Here is a 17,403-nt window from a genome sequence, read left to right on the forward strand (position 1 = left end):
GGGGGTTAGGGGAGTGGGGTGAGCCAACATTACTCCCTCCCCTGTCCGTGACGGGGGAGGGCTGGGGTGGGGGCGCGCTCTGTCGCTTGAATCGCTTGCGCGGCAAGTTTGACGAGCGATTTTTCGTTCACGCGTTGCGGACTCAACTCGCGTAACGTGGCGAGCAACGCCGCGCGATCCACCTCGCGATAGCGCGCAAGTTCCGCGACAAATTCGTCGTCGGACAAATCGGGATTGAGATGGTACGGTCTGCCGAGCACGCGTTTGATCTGACGACGATAGTGATTCAGAATCATCGCGCGCTTGCCGCCGCGCCGCAACAACCGCGCGACCGCGCTGACGTACTCGGCGGGATTGCGTCGCTCGATGGCTTGGGGCAACGGCATCGCGCGACCGAAACGCTGACCGCCCACAAACAGGTACGCGACGATTACGACGAGCGCGAAAATCAGCGCCCAGCCCCACGGCGTTTGAAAGATCAACGCGTTGAGCGACGCCGACCCAGGATCGGCGGACACGGTGCGATAGCCGTGATGAAATTCGTCGAAGGCGACGATGCTGTTGCGCGATGCGTCGCTCACCAACGCCAACACGAGCGCGGCATTTTCCTCGTCTTGCAGACCTGCGTTGCTGAACAAGTACGGCGTGGACGAGACCCAGACTTTGCCTTTGCCTTGTGGAAATGTGACGAGCGCCGGCAAGTTGTCCGCGCGCAGAAAAACAATCGCGTCGTCGCGCGATGATTTGATTTCGTGCGACGCGTTCACCACCACTTGCGTCGCGCCAAGCCCGCGCACCGGTTGGACGACGGTCGCGCGCGTGACAAAACGATCCACGTAGTTGATTTCCACGCGCAACACGCGCAACAAGTTGTCGCTATTGAACGACCAATTATCCGCGATGACGAGCGTATTGCCGCGCTCGACCCAGCGCATGATCGCGGTGACTTCTCTTGCCGTTATCGTTTCGCTTGGATCGAGGATGAACAGCACGCGCGTATCATCGCCGATGTCGAACGACGATGTGTTCTCGATGCGCTCGGTGTGATAACCAACCTCGTTCAGCCATGAATGCAACGCGAGCGCGCCATTATCGTCCGCCGAGTACGTCGTGGCAGGGATGTTGCGCTCGGCGCGCGGATCCTCCGCCGAACGCTGAGTTGCGCTGATAACCGCGACGCCGACGAGCAACACGAACAAAATGATAAATGTGGTGAAATCGCGTGATCGCATAATTGGAAGTTGGAAGTTGGAAGTTGGAAGTTGGAAGTTGAAAGTTGGAAGTTGGATGGGAGGATTGGAGTCCATTTTCCAAATTCCAATCTCCAATTTCCAATTTCTAATTTCTAATTTCCCGAATCGCCTGCACCTGCCGACGAAATTCTGCAAACTCGTCCGGCGTGACATTGGCAAAACCGTACCACACGCGGTCGAACGTCTCGACAATCGGCGCGAGCGCGGCGGCGAGCATGGGATGCGGTGCGAGCGCGCGTAAATGTTCGCGGTTCGTCCACGAAGGATCGTACTTGAGCGCGCCGCGTTCGTCGAGCGACAAGAGCGCGGCGAGATAGAGCAGGCGCATCGCGGAACGATAATCGCCGCCTGCGACAAAATTTTGCGCGCGCGCCAACGCCTCGCGCGCGGTCAGCGCGACCTCGCCCTGGGTCGGCAGGATTTCTTCCGCCGCGATGGTCTTGCGTAGATTGCGGATGAAAAACGCGAGGACGCCGACCATGACGACGAGACCGCCGACCGCGAATAAATCGCGCGCGCTGAACAACGCGTCGCCGGCAGTGCGTGTTCCCGCGCGCAACCAACGCAAAAACTCGTTGAGGAGTTGCCCGACCGGGTTGTCGAACACTCGAAACGGGGGACGATTGAAAATCTCGCGCAGTTTCGCGCGTTCGTCGTCCGTCGCGGCGAGCGGCGACGGCGCGACCGCATCGCGCAACGCGCGCAAACGATTGCGCGGCGATGTGAGCGGCTGGTACGGATTCTGCGCGACTGCTTTCAATTCGGCGACGAGCGCGTCGTTGTTGACCGTCACCGTCCCGGCATCCGTCTGCACCTGCGAAATTTCCGCGAGCAGATTCGCCGCGCGCATGAGCAACGGGGCGCGCACCGTGGTCGGTTGCAGCTCGGCTTGTTGCACCAAATCGAGCGCGGTCGTCACCGCGCGCTGATACTCGACGAGCGTCACGGGCGAATTGGCGCGCGCCGGGGTGAGCGTGAGCAAAAGAACGCCGAACGCGAAAAAAATCGCGTAACGCTTCATGGGGTTGGCTCGGTTGGCGCAAGCATTTCTTGCGCGCGTAGTTCGAGATCGAATCCTTCGTGGCGAATTCGCAAATCGTAATAAAGCAAGGTCAACACCGCCAGGTAGAGCGGCGTCGTGACGACACCGATCACGGTACTGACCGTCGCATTCAAGACGGCTTGAATGATGACCGAAGGCATCAGTAACCCGACGAATGAAATGGCGTAGCTGGGCACTGCCGAGAGGATGAGGACAAACACGTACAACAAAAACGCGATGAGCAAGACGCGCCAAAACGAACCTTTCCCCAAGCGCCAACTACGGCGCAAGCCGTCTAGCGCGCCCAGTTTTTCGAGCATGATCACTTGGGGCACAAATAAAAAACGCACGTTGACGAAGGCGAGCGCAAGAAATAGCGGCGCGATCCCCACACATGCTAACAATACAAACGCAACGCTCGTCGCCGCACTCAACGATGGATTAGTGCGCGCGCCCACCGCGGCAGTGACCAAAGGAACAATCGCGCACGCCAGGTAAAGTCCCAGCACCAGTCCATTCATCAATCCCAGGATGAGCATGCCGCCCAGAAGCGACCAGCCCCGTCGAAACGCCCGCCGATACGCGTCGCGAATCGTCAGCGCGCGCCCGAACAACGCTTCCGACACGGCAAGCACCATTGCCGCGGCTTCAAACACGGACGCGAGGATCGCGATAATCATGGCGATGAAAAACACGCCGAACATACCCAGGTAACCGGCAGTCGCGAGCGCGGCGGTCGTGCGCGAGGGAGACAGATTCGGCGAAAGGAAATCGAGCGGGACGGCTAAAAGCACACCGATCACTTGCAGCGCCGCGACCGGCACGGTCACTGCCGCGGCAATACCCATCAACGTGATAAAGTTGCGACGATAGAGATTGATCGCGCGGTCGAGAATGTCGCCGATGCCCATCGGGCGTAACGCGGTGGTCTCCATGATGGACTCCTTGTGTGACGCGCAAACTCAAAGATCGCTTTTTATTATTCGCTGTTGCTTTTTAACTTGGCGCGTGCGTCCTCTTGCTTCAGCGCCATATAAATCGTTTGATGCACCGGCGTCGCGACGCCTTTCGCTGCGCCGAGCCGCACGATCGCGCCGGAGAGCGCGTCAATTTCGAGGCGATTGCCCTTGAGCAGATCCTTGTGCATCGAAGCGGTCATCCCAGGTTGAATACCCAGGACGAATTTCATGCGTTGTTCGATCAAATCCGGCGCGAGCGGAACGCCGTACGCGGTTGCCACGTCGAACACTTCTTGCATCGCCGCGCGCAACGCGACCTGGGCTTGTGGTTGCTTGAACAAAATCGAACCTTCGGTGCGCGCGAGCGTCGTCAATCCGGAAAACGACGCGAGGAACAACATCTTCGCCCAAATCGGCGCGGGCATCTTGTCCGACGCGGTCACATCCAAGCCGTGCGATTGCAACTGCGCGACCAACCACTCGACGCGCGGCGTGATGCGTCCATCCAACTCGCCGACCGTGACGACGCGAAAACTGCTCGTCTGCGCGATGACGCCCGGCGCGGTGATCGCGGATTCGATTTGAATCGGCGCGGGCAAAACATGTTCTTTGCCCACTGCCGCCGCGAGAATGTCGCAACTCTCGACGCCGTTCTGAAATGTGACGACCGTCGTATTCGATCCCATTATCGGGCGTATCGTTTGTGCGGCGGATGCGGTGTCGTACGTTTTCACCGCGAATAAAATCCAATCCACCGTGCCGACCTCGGCAGGATTGTCCGTAGCGCGCGCCGGTCGAACTGACACATCGCCGCTAATCGAAGTGACCGTCAATCCATTCGCGCGGATCGCGTGGAGATGCGCGCCGCGCGCGATGAACGTGACCTCATTCCCGTTCTTGGCAAAGAGCGCGCCGAGATACCCGCCCACTCCGCCGGTTGCCATGACTGCAATTTTCATCATGACCTCACGCGAAAGTTTTCAAACAAGACCGCCGACCGCCGACGGCGGTCAACACTTTAGCAGGAAATAGTTTTGCTGACAAGTTCACAGCCGTGCCTTCAAGCGCATCACACGCGTGTACGACTGCTCGATGCGCGCGCGGCTGACCTTGCCCTCGCGCACGAGGCGCTGAACGACCGTGAACGCGCGCGTCGCAATGTTTTCGTCGAAGAAAAGCGAGTTGTTGGCAAATGCAAGTATATCCACACCGGCGTCGATCGCAAGTTGCACTGCGTTCTCAAAACCGTACTTTTGCGCGATCGCGCCCATCTGCATATCGTCCGACATCACGACGCCGTCGAATCCAAGTTCATCGCGCAAGATACCGCCAATGATTTTTTTCGAGAGCGTCGCCGGATAGTGTCCATCCAGATTCGCGTTGAATACGTGCGCGGTCATCACGACATCACACTCGCCGGCTTGAATGATCTTCGCGTATGGATTGAGTTCGCTCCGCGCCCAGGTTTTTGTCACATCTACCAAACCCAGGTGCGAGTCCTCGCGCGAACTCCCATGCCCGGGAAAATGCTTGAGCGTGGTCAGCACACCCAGTTTGTGATGCGCGCGAATGAATTCAAGCGCGTGGTCGGCGACGATGCCAGGTTCGACGGAGAAACTGCGTTCGTACTTGGCGATGATCGGATTTTGTGGATTCGTGTTCACGTCCACGACCGGCGCGAGATTCAAATTGATGCCCGCGTTTACCAGCGCCTGCGCCATCGTCTCGGCGTAGCGCCGCGTCGTCGCGAGATCGTTTTGCACGCCAAGGTGCTGGGCGGAGACGTTCGCCGGAAAACCGGCTTTTTCTTTGAGTCGCGCGACCTTGCCGCCCTCTTGGTCAATCGAAATCAACAACGGCGTGGTTGCCGCGCGTTGCAACACGGCATTCAGCGTCTTGAGTTGCTCCGGCGATTGCACGTTCCGCACCGGACTCGCCGTCGCCACGTCGAAATCGAACAGCACGACGCCGCCGACACACCCCGTGCGAATATCGCGCACGATAGGACTGTCGTCCTTTGCGATCAAGCCGCGAAAGCCGACGAGAATCATTTGTCCGATCATCTGATCGAGATGGTCCGGGGTGGGGATCACATTTGCTCCTTGGGTCGGCGCGGGTGTTTGAATCGTTTGCGACATGGGCGCGCAACCGGCAAGCCACGCGAGCGCGGCGGCACTGTACGCGAGAAATTCGCGGCGAGTGAGAGGATCCACGCTAACTCCAATCTGACGGGCAAGCGTTTTGATTATACACGTTATTCGCAAACTGAAACAACCGCTTAAAGCAACTGTTTCGCTTGCTCAACCAGGCAACCGTAAATTTCTGGTTGACAGATTTTAGGCGGGACGATATAATCGCTTTGCGTGTTCTCGTTGAAAACAAAGCGCCCTCCTCGGGATCGTCCATAACAATACCGGGACTGGAGAGGAACACTCCACCTGTCACTCGATTCTGTTTTCCAAGAGTGACTCCTCGCACACTGATCTCGGCACGGATTCCTATCTCTGATCCTCACAGAGTTCCGTATGAGATTCGCGTTCGTCAGACAAATCCTCTGGCGAGCGCGGGGTAAACGACCATGCCTCCGATTGCCTCCGACGTAAAGGTCTACCTGCTCGGCGATTTTCGCGTCGAGTATCTGACGCAACCCGTCAAACTGCCCACCAAACAAACCAAAATGGTCTTGGCGTACCTTGCCCTCGAGCGTGACCAGCCCGTTCGACGCGAAAAACTGGCTAGTCTTTTTTGGGGTAGGCACGCGTTTGAAGAGAGTCGCGACCGCGATAATGATGACGACGATGATCACGCGGTTAACCTCGAAAAGACGGTCCGCGCGTCACTCCGCACGGCGCTTTCTTCCATTCGCAAGGCATTGGGTCATGATATTTTCGTAGACGACATGGAGACAGTGCAACTCAACCCGGCGCGTAGTGTTTGGATTGATGCGGTCGAATTCAAAAATCAGGTTGAACGATTCGCCGAATCGCCGAACGATGCCGGTCTGCTTCAACTCGAGCTGTACAAAGGCGATATGTTGCCTGAATTCGAGGATGACCCGGACGAACCGTGGATTTTGCCCATGCGCGCATCACTGCGCGATCTGTATCGCGACGCGCTGTTACACGCCGCGCGACGGATGCGCGCGATCGGCGAATACGACAACGCGATTGCCCACGCGCAAAAGGTACTCGACCTGGAAGCGAGCAACGAAGAGGCGTGTCAACATCTGATGTTTTCCTACTTTATGCAGGGACACAAAAACCTGGCTTTGGATCAATATCGCAAACTCGAACGGGCTTTGCAAAACGAGTTTGGCGAGCCCGAGTATGCCGAACCCTCCAGCGAAACTAAACTCCTCTTTAATCGGATCAAACAGGCGAAATCGCGTACGGTCGCCGCGGTCGCGGCGCTGACCAATTTGCCGAATCTACTCACGCACTTTATCGGGCGCGAGCAAGAGACGGAACAACTCAAACGCCTTTTGCTTTCAGCCGCGCGACTGGTCACGTTGACCGGCGCGGGCGGGTGCGGCAAAACGCGCCTCGCCATTCACGTCGCGCTGGATGCGCTTGAGCACTATGGCGAGGGGGTGTGGTGGATCGAACTGGAATCCCTCGCGCGCGAAGATGCATTGGTTCCGCAGGCGGTCGCCAAAGTGTTGGGTGTGCGTGAACATTCGGACCGGGATTTGACCCAGGTTCTAAGTGAACATCTGCGGATGAAACAAACGCTCCTCGTGTTGGATAACTGTGAGCATTTGTTGATGGCGTGCGCGAAACTCTGCGAACAACTATTGAGCGCGTGTCCGCATTTGCAAATTCTAACGACGAGCCGCGAAATTTTGCGCGTGGCAGGCGAACACAGTTTCTCCGTTGCCCCGTTGACCATCCCGCCGGAAAAAAATGCGGCGACCGTCGAATCGGCAAAACAATTTGAATCCGTTCAATTTTTTCTTGACCGCGCTTCGATCGAGAAATCAAATTTCGCGCTGAATGAAGGCAATACCCCCAGTGTGATCCAAATTTGTCGGCGCTTGGATGGGATACCATTGGCGATTGAGCTCGCGGCGGCGCGGCTGAAAACGTTGTCCGTCGAGTACATCGCGAGCCATCTCAACGAACGATTTGCGTTGTTGAGCAAAGGTCCGCGCACGCTGCCGCGTCATCAAACCTTGCGCGCGGCGATTGACTGGAGTTACGATTTGCTCGAGCCGGCGGAACAACGTTTGCTGAATGAGTTGGGCGTTTTTGCCGGCTGGTTTACGTTGGAGGCGGTCGAGCAAGTCCACACGCAAGATGACGGTCAAATCCAGGTGCGCGAAATGTTGGAGAGTTTGACGGACAAGTCGCTGGTCGTTTTGGAGATTCAATCCTCGGGCGAGGCGCGCTATCGTTTGCTCGATACGATTCGCCAGTACGCGCGCGAAAAGTTGCAGGTGTCGAAGCAACTAGCCGATGCCGCGTTTGCGCGGATGGGAAAGTACTATTTGGATTTTGCCAAACAGCATCAAAAAGATTACGTGACCTTGGAGCAGGAATGGGATAATGTGTCAGCCGGGATGCGCGTGATGCACCGCCAAAAAATGTGGGAGGAGGTCATCGGCTATGGTCATGCGTTGACCGAAACCGGTTTTGCGCGCGGCTTTTATTCCGAAGCGCGCCGCATCTATCCGATGGTCTGTCAAGCCGCCGAGGAGTTGGAAGAACAAGAAGCGTACATTACTTCGATGTTGAATTGGGCACGCGCGTACATCGAGCAGGGTTTTTATCCCGAAGCGGAGGAAATTCTGACGCGCCTGTTGCGGATTTGCCGCGAAGCCGCGGATCAGAGCGGCATCGCGGGCGCGCAACTTCACCTGGCGCGACTTGAGATTGAGCGATCCAATTACGATCACGCGCGCGAATTATTGGAGGAATGTCAGAGCATTCGAGAGCGACTCGACGATCAGGCGGGCTTGGCGGAAATCATGTTGGCGCAGTCGCGCATCGAGTATCGCTTTTTTCGCTACGATGAAGCCGAACGATTGGCGCTCCAAGCATTCGACATTTTAAAAACATTCCCCGTCACGCCCCAGTCCATTGTGGCGCTCAAACGGCTCGCTTTGTTTGCGCGAATGAAAAAAGACTACGACCGCGCTGAACAATATTGTCGCGAGGCAATTCTGTTTTGCGAGCAACTTCAGGATCGCGGTGAATTGGGGAGCACATTGTTTGTGCTGGCGCAACTACGCAAAGCACGCGGCGATCTGCAATCGGCGCGTGAGTATTCGGAGCAAAGCCGGGATTTGATGAGGATAATTGGCGCGCCCAAATCAGAAGCGTACGTGTTGGATTTCCTGGGATGGGTTTATGCCGACCTTGAATCTTACGAGTCCGCGTACCGCACCGGAAAACAAAGTCTCGATCTATTACGCGAATTACATGATGATACAGGAGTTGTATATGCTTGCCTGCACCTCGGCAAGACTCTCCGCAAAATGAATCGGCTTTCAGAAGCGTGTCAGCTGTGGGCAGAAGCACTACCCACAGCCGACAAATTGAAACTTCCGAATGCTGAGGAATTGCGCGCGTTGCTTGATCAGCATTGCGCCAAATCCGTTGCATAGATGAATGGTTGTCTAGCCCTGAGCCGGTTCATCCTCGGGTCCCTCGGTCGTCCAGCCGGCGGCGGCAAACACGGGCTTCCATTCCGGTTCTTCGCTGGTTTGCGTCGTGATTGATCTTGGCAGATCGCTCAACCGTTTCTTCCAATCGTTCCATACATTTGTCACATCTGCACTGGGATCAGGATCGGGCGGCAGCGCGTCAACACGTTGCAAAAGGTCATGGTAGCGCATTGTGAATTCCTCACCCAGTTTCGCAACGTCTTGGTCTGCCACATCTCCCGACCAATCCGATTGCACACCCTGTAGTTCCGCCAGTGCCTGGCTGACGATATAGTCCACCGGCTTGGCTGCATTCAGCAGTGCGCCTGCCTGCACCACATCGTCAACCGGAATCTGATCCCGCCCCACCTTGACGTGAGATACTCCCACATTTTTTGTGCGTTCCCCGCGTTCGATCTTCCAGCGTTTTTCGAGATTTTCCGCTTTGGCAGCCCACTGGTTGCCATCGTCCCCGCGCCTTTTAAGCACTTTGTGGTAAATCTGTGGTCGCAAGAATGGGGTGGGATGTTCACCATCATTCAGCGACACAAAGTCATCGCGCGAATACTGCTTCGCGAGTTCTTGAAAATCGAACGCGATCACTGGACCGGCGACGAGACAACCATAAACGTCGGCAAAGATCTCCTCGCGCCATGCGCTGACCGGGTTCTTATCGGCGACGATGGAATTTCTGAATGCCCCGGCTTGCCCTCTGTCGCGATGCCAAAAGACATAGTGTCCAACTTCATGCGGGATCGCCAGCAAGTCAATGGGGGTCGTGGTACAACTGTACGGCACGCCAATGATGGCGATATGCGCGTACGGGACAACGCGAATGTTGGGTGATTTTCGAAAATAAGTTAGCACCGAAGTATCTTCCCCAAGCATCGTACCGATTGCCGGTTTAAGAGCAAGCCACGCTAGTTTATCCGTGTCCATCAATGTCTCGATCTCGCGCTGGGTTCCGGTCAATCGTTGCGCGGCGACGCGCTCGATGACATCCAGATCGTAGCCGACCTGGTCAAGGATCACGGCGAGAACGTGCTCAGGCGGAAACGCATCCGATCGAGCGAGCGTGTTATTCTTAAAACCGGAGAAAAAGTAATCGAACTGACCGCAAGCGAAACTTTGCAGTCTCCGGAACAAATCGCAGATAGTGCCCTTGCGGGGAAATCTAGCCACGGGGATGACTTGGTATAGTTTCTGCGTTTCATCCATCGCGCGATTGAGCGCGCGCCAGCGCTCTTCCCACACTTGGAATTTATCGGTACCATTCGTTGCCATGGTTAACCTCCTTAGCCAATTGGCAATTCAAATTCGTTTGTCCCGATTCTACTCACCCCGCGTCAAAAAAGCATCAAATTTGATTGAACCGTTTTTCGACCAACGCGACAACCAATTCTAAAATTCCTCCTTTCTTTACGCGCGCGCCGCAAAAATTTCACACTTATTTGACGCCGAGGCATTACAATCCCGATTGAAAGACCGACGGACTGGTAAAAATCGGTTGACCGAGAATCGCAAGCGCATGACGGAATCGGAACGGAAACGATGCGTGCGCTTGAATCACGAAGGAGGTGATGCTGGTGACGTAATTGCCAGATGTCAATCGTTGTGCTGATAAAGCCACGGCACAAGTCTTATTGACCAATTCGGCTTGAAGCGGACAACGTTGCCGTTCAGTGAGAGCGGAGAAGAGTAGATAAACCATTCTCAGTTGAAAACTGAGACAAACCAAATAGCGGAGGAAAAAATGCCACACACGTTTGATACCCTGGACCCTGAACACATGGAAGGCGTCATCGGACTTCAGGTCATTGATGCCGACCAAGATCCAAATCGCGTGCTTGAGTACAATCGCGATTGGTTCATCAAGGTTGACTGGACTCTGACCGGCAAGGATCAGAGCGGCAGGCAGGATGTGGGAAGTTTAGGCGGCGAATGGTCCATCAGCGCCGTTGCCGAGTCAATCGGACCTGGGCAAGAAGCGGTGCTTGACACCCAGACCGTTCCCTTGAGCAATCAGCCGGCAACCAGCCCGCGCAGCTATACGACGACACTCACCGTTCCCGCGCAAAAGTTGGAACCCGGCGCCTACAAGCTCACGGTGCTCGTGAACTATAGCAACCTGGGTGTGCCCAAGCGCATGGCGGCTTTCGCCGAGGGTCCGGTGATCCAAATCTTCAAGTTCGCCTAAGTATGAAGTTCACTGCTCTGTTGCTGATCCTGCTTCACCACATTTGGGCAGGATCAGCAACATGCCCGGCAAGACAGAAACCGCGCGCTACGTCAAGTCAATATCTGCCAGTCCATCGCGCCACAGACTGAGATCGTCGTTCGAAATATCGTCATCGTGCTTTGGTGTTGGTCGCGCCGATTCAATCCGTAGTCCACCAGTGCCCCCGGTGTGAGAAACGTTTTCGTCGCCACGTACCAGGACGATCTTTTTATAGGCGGGGGGCAACTGGAGAACGAATCGCCGCCCACACGTATCACACAACCATTCTTCTGCGCCGGTCGCGTGTCGCGTTTCCAATCGCATCGGGTGATTCGATGAGTTGTCCATCCTTGGCTCCTTGATTGCCGATCTTTCGGTTTCGCGCAAGTGCGCGTGAGTGAAAGCAAGCGATAACCATTCGGCGTGCTCTCGTGTTTCCAAGTATAACCTGAGAGTCCGGTGGCGTCAATGGGTTTTCAAAACGCGGAGGTGAAAAATGTTCAAGCAATTTCTAATCGCGATGGGTGCGCTCGTGATGTTGCCCAGTATGTTGGGCGTGACCTTCGATGCGCCAAGCGCCCCGGGAGAATCAACGATAACCGGCGCGAAGACAAGCAAAACGAATATCGTTTATAGCGCGTTCCCAGTTCCAACCTTCGATAGTCGTCCCACGGCGCTCGTGCTGGCGGCGGATGGTTGCCTCTGGTTCACGGAAAACCTCGGCAACAAAATCGGGCGCATTGACGCACGCGGGGTGATCGCCGAATTCCCAATCCCGACTGCCAACAGCGCGCCGGCGGGAATCGCGCAAGGGCTGGACGGTTATGTGTGGTTCACCGAATTTGCCGCCAACAAAATCGGGCGCATCAATTTGGTGAATGGCAATATCGTAGAGTTTGCGCTGCCAACCGTTGGCGCGTACCCGCTTGGCATCACACGCGCGCTGGATGGCACTCTGTGGTTCACGGAGAGCATGGGCAACAAAATCGGACGCATCAATCCGACGACAGGGACCATCGTCGAGTTTGTCATCGCGACCCCGAATAGTATGCCATCTAATATCGTGCTCGGCGCGGATGGGAATCTGTGGTTTACCGAACTGCTCGGCAATCGAATCGGGCGAATCACTTTAGACGGTACGCTCACCGAGTTTCCGCTTCCCGATTCGAATAGCGATCCGTACGCGATCACGTTAGGACCAGACCTCAATCTATGGTTCACGGAACTCGGCAACAACAAGATCGGGCGCATTACACCGCGCGGCGCGATCACCGAGTTTGCCATTCCGACCGCCAACAGCGTACCGTACAGCATTACAACCGGTCCAGATGGCAATCTGTGGTTCATCGAAACCGGCGCGAATCAAATCGCACACATCAATCCAACTACCGGGGCGTTCGCCGAGTTCTCTGTGCTGACACCCACCAGTGGAGTGCATACCATCGCGATTGGGTCGAGCGGTCAAATCTGGTTCACCGAATCGAATACCAACAACCTGGCGCGAATTTCGGCGCATTGATTTCCAGATCACTCGCCATGAACGAACGGCACGATCTTGCCGGCGCTCTGGAAGGTGTACGGTTGCTGGTCCATCACGATAAGCGGACGACGAATCAAACGCGGTTCTTTGACCATCAGCGCGATGATCTTTTCGTCGCTCAATTTTTCGAGCACGAGTTTCATCGCGCGAAATGCCGGACTCTTGGTCGAGATCGCCTCGCGCGGCGTGATGCCGAGCGATTGGAACAACGCGCGCAACTCGTCCGCCGTGAACGGGTCTTTGAAGAAATCGCGTTTCGCGTACTCAATCTGGTTGTCCGCAAGAAACTCTTGCGCGTTGCGGCACGTGCTTCAGGTGGCGCGAAGATAGATGGTGTTCATTTCGTCGAATGCTCGATGTTGGAAGTTGGAAATTGGGAATTAGGATTCGCCTCATCCAACGTCCAATTTCCAATTTCCAATTTCCAGGGTTCGATCTTGACCGCGCAAACTTTGTACTCCGGAATTTTCGCTTGCGGATCAATTGCGTCAATCGTCAACATATTCGCCGCGGCTTCGGCAAAGTGGAACGGAATGAACACGACACCGCGCGATGCCTTGTCGGTGACACGCGCGCGCAGCACAATCGCGCCGCGCCGCGATGAGACGCGCACCGGGTCGCCCTCGCGCACCGCGAGCCGCGCGGCATCGGTGGGATTGATCTCGACGAGCGCTTCGGGTTGCGCGAAATCGAGAATCGAGTTGCGCGTTTGTGTGCCGCCGTGCCAGTGATACAACACGCGCCCGGTCGTGAGAATGAATGGGTACGCGTCGTCCGGTTGTTCCTTGCTCGGTTCGTACACGAGCGGGAAAAATTTCGCGCGCCCGCGTGGAAATTCGTTTTCAAACAAGAACGGCGTGCCGGGATGCTCGCGGTTCGGTACGTGCCACTGCAAACCGTCGCCCTCAAGTCGGTCGTACGTGATGCCCGCGTAAGCCGGCACGAGCCGACCCATCTCATCGAGAATTTCGGACGGATGCGCGTAATCCCAAAACGCGGAACGCGTGCGACCAAGTTTCGCTTCGAGTCGTTTCGCGACCTCGCACACAATTTGCCAATCCGCGCGCGAATCGCCAAACGGTTCAAACGCTTTGCGAACAAGTTGCACGCGACGATCCGTGTTCGTGAACGTGCCGTCCTTCTCCGCCCAACTCGCGCCCGGTAAAATCACATCCGCGTAACGTCCGGTCTCGTTGATGAACAAATCCTGGCATACGAGAAATTCGAGATGCTCAATCGCGCGATGCGCGTGGCGCAGATTCGGCTCGCTCATCAGCGGATTCTCGCCCATGATGTACATCGCCTTGACCGCGCCGGTTTCCCATGCGTTCGCGATCTCCGTCGTGCTCAAACCGCGTTTCGCCGGTGGCGTGTTGCCCCACGCCGCGCGAAATTTTTCGACGACAGCCGGGTCGTCGGCTTTTTGATAACCGGGATAATCCCAGGGCATCGCGCCGGCGTCCGACGCGCCTTGCACATTGTTTTGCCCGCGCAGTGGGTTTAGCCCAGTTCCCTTTTTTCCAATGTGCCCCGTTAGTAACGCCAAGTGAATCAGCGCGAGCGCATTCTCCGTTCCGTGCGTGTGTTCCGGAATTCCGAGCGCCCAATAGATCGCCGCGCGTTTTGCGTTCGCGTACATGCGCGCCGCGCGCACAATGTCGTCGCGCGGGACGCCGGTGATGCGCTCGGCGTACTCGGGCGTGAAATCGCGCATGGATTTTGCGAACGCATCGAAATTCTCGGTGCGCGCCGCGATGAATTTTCTGTTGTGCAAATTCTCCGCGAGAATCACGTTCGCCATCGCGGAAAAGAGCGGCACATCCGTCCCAGGTTTTTGATTCAGCCACAGCGCGCTAAAATTCACCATCTCGACACGGCGCGGGTCGGCAACAATGATCTGCAAACCGTTGCGCTTGACCGCCTCTTTCATCTGCAACGCGATGATCGGATGCGTTTCGGCGGTGTTCGAGCCAGTAATGATGATCACATCGCTGTCGTACACCTCGCTCGCGGTGTTGCTCATCGCGCTCGAACCAAGCGCCATTTGCAACGCGACGACGCTTCCCGCGTGGCACAGGCGCGTGCAGTGGTCAATGTTGTTCGTGCCGATGACCGCGCGGAACATTTTTTGCAAAACGTAATTGTCTTCGTTTGTCGCTTTCGCGCAACAAAACACCGCCGTCGCATCTGCGCCGTGATCCTTTACGGTCGCGGCGAAACGATCCGCGACGAGATCGAGCGCTTCATCCCAGGTCGCCTCTCGCCACGCTTCGCGGTCGCGATTCGCTTGCACGCGATGTCCGGCGCGTTGCAATTCTATGCGAATCAACGGCTTCAAAACGCGATTCGGATGATAGATGAAATCCCAGCCGAATCTTCCCTTCACACACAAGTTGCCGCGACTGACAACGTGATCGTAAGGCGTTGTCACGTGTGTGATTTGATTTCCAGTTATATGCAAATCGAGCCGGCACCCCACGCCGCAGAACGGGCAGGTGGTGGGGATGATTGTATTCTTGTCATGCATTTGTTGCCTTCCTCAACAATTCAAGTAATGTCTCTCCATCATCGTCAAATTCCAATTGATCGTACGGAGTAGGCGGATAAATTTTGTGATCCTCGAAATCCTTTAGTTCTTCTATGGAAACAAACTCTCTCTCCGAATCTCGAAAACAACCTTCAAATTCATTCATGAATGCGCATAATTCGGACAAAGCGCCATTGACTTCAGCCGGGGAAAAACCGATTTTCCAATTCGGATCCAGTTTTACTGCAGCTTGGTAATCTCGATGCGCTGCCCATTTGTTACGCCATATGTCGATGCGTTTACATTTAGCTCTCACCGCAGTGAGATGTTGGTTGATCTTTTGCTCAAGTGATAAATCCCCAACCACTTCAGATGATTCAACAAGTTGTTGCAGACAAGCATTACGTTCAACTTTATTTCTCAGCCGTGTTTCCGATCGGTCGGTTAAACGGCCAAGCGCCAACGCAATTGCATCAAGAAGATCATATTGCAAAGTTAAAAACAGCCTGCGTGCAGACTTGTCAAGAAGACCAATCACTTCTGGAGATGAAAACAACTGACGATAAACCTTCCACCTATAGAAGATTTGAATTGTCTCAGATCTTAGATGTCGATAAAGTTTCCGTGTAGGACTGCTAATCGTATTCATTCTAGGTCTCCCCATTTCGCGAAATAAGGTAGTATTTATGATCTAACACGATTGTGTTTCCTCCACGCTTTTACTTCACCCGCGTGAATCCGCATGTGCTCGGCGGTCTCGCGCAGTTGATAACGCAAAGTCGTTTTGTATTTCGAGTTCGTCCACTGCGCGGGAAACTGTTTCTTCAAATCGTCCGCGCTCAACGTCGGCACAAGCGCGACCAACTCGCGATACGCGGCGTCCAAGTCGGCGCGCAGTTGCGCGAGCGGCGCATCGCGCAAGCGTTCGGCTTCGCGACGATTGAAGAACGAGTACGACGGTGCGCGCGGCGAGGCGAGCCGCTTGCGTTTTTTGTACGACCGGACGTGCTTCAGCGCGAGATCGAGATACGCGAATACGTGTCCCAGCACATCTTTCAAATTCCACTTGTGGTACACCATTCGCTCGAAATCGGCGTCGTCCAGTCCGGCAAGCGCGTCGTTCCACTCGCGCCACGCGAGTTCGAGTCGTTCGTCGAGTGTGAGTCGCGGTTGTTTCATTTTTCTGCGACGAATGTGTACTCGGTGAACGCAACGGGCGCGACACAATTCGGGTACAGAATCGCGGTGAATTTTTTGACCGCCGCAGAATTCGCGTGGCGATCCCGCGCGATGTCATTTTCGAAAATGAACACGTGCAAAAATCGCGTGGGATCATCGTCCTGATTCAGCGCGAGATACATGCGCGTTTCCGGTTCGTCCGCGCGAATCGCGTCCACAAATTCGCGAATCGCCTGCTGGCATATTTCGAGCGCGCCCGGTTTTACCTGAAAGCGCGCGGTTTGATAGATGGGCATATCATTCCTCTTGTAGGGGCGTTTAATTAAACGCCCCTACGCGCTTCGCCATCAAAATATCCGGCTTGCCGAACCCGTTGGCATCCGGCACGATGCCGATAATCACATACCCGCATTTTTCGTAGAACGTGTACGGATGCTCGCCGATGTTGCGAATCGCGGCGATGTGATCGAGCACGTTCGGGTACACGTCTTGCCCAAACAAGGTCGTCGCGCCAAACTCGTCGTCCGTGCCAAGCATCACCGTGACCGCGCCGCGCAAGCGCGCCTGCGTTTCGAGATCGCGCACGAGCGCGCGACCGATGCCGCGTCGCTGCATGTTCGGTTTGACGGCAAGCGGATGCAGTTCGTACACGTTGCCATCGTACTGCTCGATACCGCCGACCCAGCCGAGCGCGTTGCCGTCCTCGTCGAGCGCAACGCGGCTGATGCGCGGCGGCGCAAACGATTCGCGGATTTCGGCGACGGCGGCGTCGCGCGTTTTCAAATAACCGGGAATGTGCGCGAACGCCGCGACGAGAATTTCCGCAACTTGCAAAATCATCTTTTCATCGTCGCGCTCAAGATCAACGATTCGAATGTCCAACCTCCAAGTTCCAACCCTCACCCTAACCCTGGGCTGATGAACGAATGCTCAAGTAGTTGCGGGAAGTTGATCCCGTTTTTGTTCCGCAATCTTTAACAATTTTATCCGCTGGCGTCGTTGGGCTTGCACCGACTTGCCGAGTTTTTCCTGACACCACGC

At 55.8% G+C, this 17,403-nt stretch carries 16 protein-coding genes; 3 read left to right on the top strand and 13 right to left on the bottom strand.

The genetic code is table 11. From position 1 onward, the window contains the following. Positions 1-29: 29 nt before the first annotated feature. The 5 genes from HY868_08585 to HY868_08605 all read right to left on the bottom strand — a co-directional run bounded on the left by HY868_08585 (position 30) and on the right by HY868_08605 (position 5,467). Positions 30-1,232 carry a DUF4350 domain-containing protein gene (locus HY868_08585; protein ID MBI5302179.1) on the bottom strand — a complete coding sequence of 401 codons (1,203 nt, stop codon included), beginning with the start codon at positions 1,230-1,232 and terminating at the stop codon, positions 30-32. Positions 1,233-1,338: 106 nt separating this feature from the next. Next, on the bottom strand, positions 1,339-2,274 hold the full coding sequence (locus HY868_08590; GenBank protein ID MBI5302180.1) for a DUF4129 domain-containing protein: 936 nt from the start codon (positions 2,272-2,274) through the stop codon (positions 1,339-1,341). Beyond that, the gene (locus tag HY868_08595; protein ID MBI5302181.1) at positions 2,271-3,230 is read right to left on the bottom strand and encodes a glycerophosphoryl diester phosphodiesterase membrane domain-containing protein; all 960 of its coding nucleotides are present in this window, start codon (positions 3,228-3,230) and stop codon (positions 2,271-2,273) included. The genes HY868_08590 and HY868_08595 overlap by 4 nt, the downstream gene beginning before the upstream one ends. 44 nt (positions 3,231-3,274) lie before the next feature. Then, positions 3,275-4,213 (bottom strand): 2-dehydropantoate 2-reductase, encoded by a 939-nt coding sequence (locus HY868_08600; GenBank protein ID MBI5302182.1) that lies wholly within the window; start codon positions 4,211-4,213, stop codon positions 3,275-3,277. A gap of 87 nt (positions 4,214-4,300) precedes the next feature. Then, positions 4,301-5,467, bottom strand: coding sequence for a glycoside hydrolase family 3 protein (locus HY868_08605; GenBank protein ID MBI5302183.1), 1,167 nt, complete (start codon positions 5,465-5,467; stop codon positions 4,301-4,303). Between the two features lie 365 nt (positions 5,468-5,832). Between HY868_08605 and HY868_08610 the strand changes: the two genes are divergently transcribed. Then, positions 5,833-8,859 carry a tetratricopeptide repeat protein gene (locus HY868_08610; protein MBI5302184.1) on the top strand — a complete coding sequence of 1,009 codons (3,027 nt, stop codon included), beginning with the start codon at positions 5,833-5,835 and terminating at the stop codon, positions 8,857-8,859. Between the two features lie 12 nt (positions 8,860-8,871). Here the strand turns inward: HY868_08610 and HY868_08615 are convergent, their stop codons facing one another. After that, a complete protein-coding gene (locus HY868_08615; protein MBI5302185.1) occupies positions 8,872-10,182 on the bottom strand; it encodes a hypothetical protein in 1,311 nt (436 codons plus the stop codon). A 469-nt stretch (positions 10,183-10,651) separates the two neighbouring features. Here HY868_08615 and HY868_08620 point away from each other — a divergent pair, with 469 nt between their 5' ends. Then, positions 10,652-11,095, top strand: a complete 444-nt coding sequence (locus tag HY868_08620; GenBank protein MBI5302186.1) for a hypothetical protein — start codon at positions 10,652-10,654, stop codon at positions 11,093-11,095. Positions 11,096-11,182: 87 nt separating this feature from the next. Here the strand turns inward: HY868_08620 and HY868_08625 are convergent, their stop codons facing one another. Next, a complete protein-coding gene (locus HY868_08625; GenBank protein MBI5302187.1) occupies positions 11,183-11,464 on the bottom strand; it encodes a hypothetical protein in 282 nt (93 codons plus the stop codon). 148 nt (positions 11,465-11,612) lie between these two features. Here HY868_08625 and HY868_08630 point away from each other — a divergent pair, with 148 nt between their 5' ends. Then, positions 11,613-12,635, top strand: a complete 1,023-nt coding sequence (locus tag HY868_08630; protein ID MBI5302188.1) for a Virginiamycin B lyase — start codon at positions 11,613-11,615, stop codon at positions 12,633-12,635. Positions 12,636-12,643: 8 nt separating this feature from the next. On the opposite strand, the gene HY868_08635 is transcribed toward HY868_08630, so the two are convergent. From HY868_08635 to HY868_08660, 6 genes are all read right to left on the bottom strand, one after another. Next, the gene (locus HY868_08635) at positions 12,644-12,874 is read right to left on the bottom strand and encodes a hypothetical protein (protein MBI5302189.1); all 231 of its coding nucleotides are present in this window, start codon (positions 12,872-12,874) and stop codon (positions 12,644-12,646) included. Positions 12,875-12,993: 119 nt separating this feature from the next. Next, positions 12,994-15,183: a formate dehydrogenase subunit alpha gene (gene fdhF, locus HY868_08640; GenBank protein ID MBI5302190.1), complete on the bottom strand. Its 2,190-nt coding sequence runs from the start codon at positions 15,181-15,183 to the stop codon at positions 12,994-12,996. Next, on the bottom strand, positions 15,176-15,832 hold the full coding sequence (locus tag HY868_08645) for a hypothetical protein (GenBank protein MBI5302191.1): 657 nt from the start codon (positions 15,830-15,832) through the stop codon (positions 15,176-15,178). The genes fdhF and HY868_08645 overlap by 8 nt, the downstream gene beginning before the upstream one ends. Positions 15,833-15,867: 35 nt before the next feature. Then, positions 15,868-16,362, bottom strand: coding sequence for a DinB family protein (locus HY868_08650; GenBank protein ID MBI5302192.1), 495 nt, complete (start codon positions 16,360-16,362; stop codon positions 15,868-15,870). Continuing rightward, positions 16,359-16,658 (bottom strand): antibiotic biosynthesis monooxygenase, encoded by a 300-nt coding sequence (locus tag HY868_08655; GenBank protein ID MBI5302193.1) that lies wholly within the window; start codon positions 16,656-16,658, stop codon positions 16,359-16,361. Before HY868_08655 ends, HY868_08650 begins: the two co-directional genes overlap by 4 nt. A gap of 22 nt (positions 16,659-16,680) precedes the next feature. Beyond that, the gene (locus HY868_08660; GenBank protein MBI5302194.1) at positions 16,681-17,202 is read right to left on the bottom strand and encodes a GNAT family N-acetyltransferase; all 522 of its coding nucleotides are present in this window, start codon (positions 17,200-17,202) and stop codon (positions 16,681-16,683) included. Positions 17,203-17,403: the final 201 nt, after the last annotated feature.

Source organism: Chloroflexota bacterium (assembly GCA_016219275.1).
Taxonomy (GTDB): domain Bacteria; phylum Chloroflexota; class Anaerolineae; order UBA4142; family UBA4142; genus JACRBM01.

Coding starts and splice junctions, on each gene's coding strand:
- HY868_08585 (MBI5302179.1), bottom strand. CDS start 1,232: ATGCGATCACGCGATTTCACCACATTTATCATTTTGTTCGTGTTGCTC.
- HY868_08590 (MBI5302180.1), bottom strand. CDS start 2,274: ATGAAGCGTTACGCGATTTTTTTCGCGTTCGGCGTTCTTTTGCTCACG.
- HY868_08630 (MBI5302188.1), top strand. CDS start 11,613: ATGTTCAAGCAATTTCTAATCGCGATGGGTGCGCTCGTGATGTTGCCC.
- HY868_08620 (MBI5302186.1), top strand. CDS start 10,652: ATGCCACACACGTTTGATACCCTGGACCCTGAACACATGGAAGGCGTC.
- HY868_08610 (MBI5302184.1), top strand. CDS start 5,833: ATGCCTCCGATTGCCTCCGACGTAAAGGTCTACCTGCTCGGCGATTTT.
- fdhF (MBI5302190.1), bottom strand. CDS start 15,183: ATGCATGACAAGAATACAATCATCCCCACCACCTGCCCGTTCTGCGGC.
- HY868_08645 (MBI5302191.1), bottom strand. CDS start 15,832: ATGAATACGATTAGCAGTCCTACACGGAAACTTTATCGACATCTAAGA.
- HY868_08660 (MBI5302194.1), bottom strand. CDS start 17,202: ATGATTTTGCAAGTTGCGGAAATTCTCGTCGCGGCGTTCGCGCACATT.
- HY868_08655 (MBI5302193.1), bottom strand. CDS start 16,658: ATGCCCATCTATCAAACCGCGCGCTTTCAGGTAAAACCGGGCGCGCTC.
- HY868_08625 (MBI5302187.1), bottom strand. CDS start 11,464: ATGGACAACTCATCGAATCACCCGATGCGATTGGAAACGCGACACGCG.
- HY868_08615 (MBI5302185.1), bottom strand. CDS start 10,182: ATGGCAACGAATGGTACCGATAAATTCCAAGTGTGGGAAGAGCGCTGG.
- HY868_08595 (MBI5302181.1), bottom strand. CDS start 3,230: ATGGAGACCACCGCGTTACGCCCGATGGGCATCGGCGACATTCTCGAC.
- HY868_08600 (MBI5302182.1), bottom strand. CDS start 4,213: ATGAAAATTGCAGTCATGGCAACCGGCGGAGTGGGCGGGTATCTCGGC.
- HY868_08650 (MBI5302192.1), bottom strand. CDS start 16,362: ATGAAACAACCGCGACTCACACTCGACGAACGACTCGAACTCGCGTGG.